Below are 5,147 nucleotides of genomic sequence, written 5' to 3'. Positions count from 1 at the left end.
ATGTAGCCCGCAGACACCTCTGTCGGGGTGGAAAAACATGCTTTCCTGTTACCTACAAAGTAACGGGAAGGTGTTATTGAAACTTAGTGTTTAATAATATATTATTAATGTAATTTTTAAGTAGTTATGAAGAAAAAATTTATTAGAGTGATGTTTTTCGGAGCATTAGCGCTTTCAACTGTCACCTACGTAGGCTGTAAGGACTACGATGATGACATAGACAATCTGCAAACTCAGATTGACGCAAACAAAGCTAGTATCGAAAGTTTGCAGAAGTTTGTAGATAGTGGTAAGTGGGTTACAAATGTGGAATCTATTGCAGGGGGATTCAAGATTACATTTAACGATGAAAAATCTTATGAAATCGTAAGTGGTGCCAAAGGTGACAAGGGAGATAAGGGAGACAAAGGAGATACAGGTGCGGCTGGTACTCCGGGAGCAGCAGGTGCTGATGGCGCTCCAGGCTCAAAAGTTACTATTGATGAGAAAACCGGCGAATGGCTGATCGATAACGAACCTACCGGATGGTTTGCAAAAGGAGAAAATGGAAAGGATGGTAAAGACGGACAATCGCCTTTTATCGGTGAAGATGGATATTGGTACTTTTGGGATGCAACTGCAGAAGGTGGTAATGGTAAACTTGTACAAGGAGCTTACGCACAGACAAGTGTATATATTGTAAAAGGAACAGACCGCCCGAATTGGGTACTTCACGTAGGAGCTCAGAATGCGGATGGTTCATATACTGACCAGACTGTTATTTTGCCGTCTGCTGACAAAATTTCAAGCATGAAAGTAGTAACGCTTATTGGTAATAAAATAGAGACCCCGACTACTGCTACTACTGTTAATATGTATTATGGACGTGTTCCCAAAGATTTTGAATTCAACGGAAAAAAATATATTGCCGGTGATTTATTGACTTCTAAAGGAGCTACAATTAATGCATTAATTAATCCGGTAGATCTTGATCTTAGTGCATATTCTCTTGATTTGACAGATTCTAAAGGCAATACAAACTATACAATCGCTGAAGTTGCTCAGAACGTAAGCGAAAAACCGTTAACTCGTGCAGATAAAACACCTAATAAGGGTGTGTTCGATTTAAGTATTGCTGTTGCTGACGGAGTAGCTTACAGTGATCTTCCAGGCAGCAATGATATTGCATATGCTTTAACAACAAAAGATGCTTTTGGAAATGAAATTATATCAGACTATGCTGTAAAAGTGACGGCTAAAATGCAGGCAATGTCATGTACTGGTCCTAGTGTAGATGCTGTTTATCGTACGGTACATAGTTTGGATGAACTGGTTGGGGACAGAATGAATGCAGCTGTTGATTTCTATTATACTATTGAAGGTGCTGATAGAAATACTGCAGAATTATTAGGTGTCAAACTTGATGCGGATGCCAGAACAATTTATGCAGAAAAAGAAGGAAGAATGCCTGTGACTATTCATTATCTGAAAACAGATGGAACAACGGCAACTACTACCATGAATATTGATTTCAAGAACATTGTAGTTGATGTAACTGTAGCTGACATGGAATGGACTATCACACCGGATGTGAAGAACCAATGGACTTCTTCTGATGTGACAGCTATGAAAGACTTGCTCAGACAAGGCCGTTATAATATTCAGCTCAAAGAAATAGCTTATACTGACGGTAAGATCCGTGTCAATGGTAAAGATTGGGAATATAATTTTGCTGATAAGAGCATCCAATTCGAACTGCATGCTGCTGATATTGATGGTGAACCTATCACAATTAATACTGTAGATGATTATGCTAAGGGTATAACGTTTAGCGTGGTAGCTCGCTTTAACCCTGCTAAGGTAGCTGCAACATCTCACGATGTAACATTGAATATTGTAGATACGAAGGATAACAATAAGGTTGTATATTCTACTAAGTTTAAAGTTGTAGTTAAACAAGATAATGATGCAATCTTTAAGTTTGAACCGTTATCAGCATATTTCGATGCTACTAAGACTGAAGCTACTGCTTTTGGTGAATTGAATGGTGCTGGTGATAAGATCCTGTATAACCTGAATAAACTATTCAGTGTATCTGCAGCGGATGCTCAATGTATCACATTTGAAGAAACAGTACCTACATTCAATGGTGTGAAAGCTGCTGCATGGTTGACTGGTGCAACAGATGCGATAAGTGTAGACCCAATGAAGGATGTTAAAGAAGCTGACGGCGTAGCTGACGAAGATAATGCAGGTGCATACTCTGCACGTAAGTTTGTCTCTACTTATCATCCGTTTAACAATGAACGTTTGGCTACTTATAGCTATACTTACAATTTGACTATTAAGTCACCGATCAAAGAAGGTAAGCAGAAGGGTATTACTGGCAAGTCTCTGTCTTTGGATAAGAAGAGCTTTGACTTTACAATGAACAATACTGATATTAAGTGGCAAGATGTAAATATGAGTGGTAATACTTATATCAATTGGGCTACTGAAACCAGAGTCAGCAAATACACAGTGGCATTAAGTGAGGTTGCTGCCGGATATATGACAATTCAAGTAGTAGGAACGGGAGTTCTGTACGAAGGTACCGAACCTGTTGAAATTAAGGCAGGTGACAAGGTTACAATTGCTTTGAAAACGAGTGTAACTGACATCAAGAATGATGTAGCGGCAACTGATAGTTATGTTACTTTGTCTGTTCTGGATAAATGGGGTGCAACAAGTCAATGCAAAGTTGATGCTCCGCTTAAAAAGAGACAGTAACAGTAGTTCAAAACAGAGAATAATCTCGTTGGGGTGAAAACCCGGACTTATGAATAACTCTAAACTGAGAGCATCCCTTTTGATTCAGCAGGGATGCTCTCTCTTTAAAAGAAAAGAGATAAGTATGAATAGAAAGAAACTGTGGTTGACTGCATTTGTCTTAGCTTTAGGTGGAACAGTATCTTTTGCGCAGGAACAGAAAATCAAAGAGGAAGGTAAAATAGAATTTAAACCTCATTGGTTTATGCAAGTGCAGGCAGGTGCTGCCCATACAGTTGGAGAAGCTAAGTTTTTTGATCTTATTTCTCCGGCTGCTGCTGTTAATATCGGTTATCAGTTTGCCCCTGCGTGGAGTGCACGGGTAGGAGGCAGCGGATGGCAGGCGAAAGGTCGTTGGGTTACTCCACAACAAGACTACCAGTATAAATATTTGCAAGGCAATGCTGATATTATATCAGACTTGAGTACGTTGTTTTGTGGCTTCAACCCCAAACGGGTATTCAATGGCTATGTTTTTGCAGGTATAGGTCTTAATCGTGGTTTTGATAATGATGAAGCGGTTGCAATTGATGCAAACGGTTACAAAATGGATTATCTTTGGACGGAAGGAAAGTTTCTTGTGGCCGGACGTCTGGGCTTAGGATGCAATTTACGTCTGAATGATCGTTTGGCTATCAATATTGAAGGTAATGCAAATATTCTTTCTGATAAGTTTAATTCCAAGAAAGCAGGAAACTCCGACTGGCAGTTTAATGCTTTGGTTGGCTTGAATATTAAGTTCGGCAAAGGATATAAAGAAACCAAGCCTGTATATTACGAACCGGAACCGGTTGTAGTGGAACAACCGAAGCCTGCTCCTGTGATAGAACAGCCACAGCCAAAGAAGGAAGTGGTAGCAGTACAGCCAATGAAACAAGATATCTTTTTTGCTTTGAATTCGGCACGTATTCAAGATGACCAAAAGCCAAAGATTGATAGATTGGCAGAATACTTGCAGAAGAATCCATCAGCAAAAGTACAGGTGACCGGTTACGCTGATGTGAATACCGGTAATGCGCGAATCAATAAAGCATTGTCCGAGAAAAGGGCTGTTAACGTTGCCGATGCTTTGAAGGCAAGAGGAATAAGCACCGATAGGATGATTGTTGATTCTAAAGGTGACACTGTTCAGCCATACAAAACACCCGAAGAAAACCGGGTAAGTATTTGTATTGCCGAATAGAAAGTAGGTAGAATATAACACATGAAAAATTGTTGTATTTTCAATATGTAGTGATTGAATATGACTACTTTTCGGTTATATATCTCTGTGAAGAGGTTTATAATCGTGTTTCCCACTAAGGATTTTCCCCACTATGTCCTTAGTTTATTTTAGTGAAGAGAGAAAAGGTCTGCACTTGTGAAAGACCGGGCTTTTACTAACTCTCTATACCCAAGGGACGTTCCTGATTTCCCCTTTTTCCCTGGGAACGTCCCATTTTTATTTTAAGAGTGATTAGTCCGGTTATCTCTTTATGTATTCCTAAAACTGTTTTTTTATGGTATACTGAACAATTATATCGTTATATTTGTAATTCATAGTTTTGGGAAATGGAAAGAAAAGGCACTGTTTTCAGGAAGTATGGGAAAAGGGAACAAACTTCTTCAGAAAAGCCTTTTAAAGTATTATTTAAATTAATAGAAGATGGGGAATTTAATTTCATTTATGAAGGAAGTAGCCAATGGGCTACGGGAAAGTGGGAATTATGGCACTGCTCATATTTACAGGAGTAGTTTGAGTGCTGTGGTTGCATTTCATGGAAGTGATAAACTTCCTTTCAGGAAAGTTACTCAGGAGTTTCTTAAAAGTTTCGAATCGTATTTGCGGGGAAGAAATTGTAGTTGGAATACCGTTTCTACCTACATGCGTACGTTGCGGGCAGTGTATAACCGGGCAGTCGACCGTCATATTGCGCCTTATGTGCCTCATCATTTCCGGTATGTCTATACAGGAACACGTGCGGACAGGAAGCGGGCACTGGATAAGGAAGATATGGGACGCCTGATGAAAGAACTTCCGAAACGATTATGTCTGGAGAACAAAGATTTACAGCGCACGCGTGGCCTTTTCTTTTTAATGTTTTTACTTCGTGGGATACCATTTGTAGACCTTGCCTATTTGAAAAAAAAGGATATGGATGGAAACGCAATCACTTACCGTCGCAGAAAGACTGGCAAACTTCTGACTGTAACACTCGTGCCGGAAGCTATGAAGCTAATAAAAAGGTATATGAATACAGATCCGGCTTCTCCTTATCTTTTTTCGTTGATCTCCAGTGAGGAAGGGACGGAAACTTCTTATAAAGAATATCAGCTGGCATTACGCAATTTTAATTATCAGTTAATGATTTTGAAACAGG

Annotated in this window: 3 protein-coding genes; all 3 read left to right on the top strand. The window is 39.5% G+C overall.

Features of this window, described 5'->3' with window-relative positions; genetic code table 11:
- Window positions 1–126: 126 nt before the first annotated feature.
- Complete coding sequence (locus tag HMPREF2794_RS07135) at window positions 127–2,748, top strand: DUF4988 domain-containing protein (RefSeq protein ID WP_246839591.1); 2,622 nt, start codon at window positions 127–129, stop codon at window positions 2,746–2,748.
- A gap of 124 nt (window positions 2,749–2,872) precedes the next feature.
- A complete protein-coding gene (locus HMPREF2794_RS07130; protein WP_055269879.1) occupies window positions 2,873–3,970 on the top strand; it encodes an OmpA family protein in 1,098 nt (365 codons plus the stop codon).
- A 462-nt stretch (window positions 3,971–4,432) separates the two neighbouring features.
- On the top strand, window positions 4,433–5,147 hold a 715-nt coding region (locus tag HMPREF2794_RS07120), incomplete at its 3' end, for a tyrosine-type recombinase/integrase (protein WP_070751249.1).

The sequence above is a fragment of the Bacteroides sp. HMSC067B03 genome (genome assembly GCF_001811315.1).
In the GTDB taxonomy this organism is placed as follows: Bacteria; Bacteroidota; Bacteroidia; order Bacteroidales; family Bacteroidaceae; genus Bacteroides; species Bacteroides faecis.
The sequence above is the reverse complement of the archived record's forward strand: the minus strand, read 5'-3'. Positions and strand labels throughout refer to the sequence as shown.

Excerpts from the sequence above, each read along its gene's own strand:
- HMPREF2794_RS07135 (WP_246839591.1), top strand. The coding sequence starts at position 127 with ATGAAGAAAAAATTTATTAGAGTGATGTTTTTCGGAGCATTAGCGCTT.
- HMPREF2794_RS07130 (WP_055269879.1), top strand. The coding sequence starts at position 2,873 with ATGAATAGAAAGAAACTGTGGTTGACTGCATTTGTCTTAGCTTTAGGT.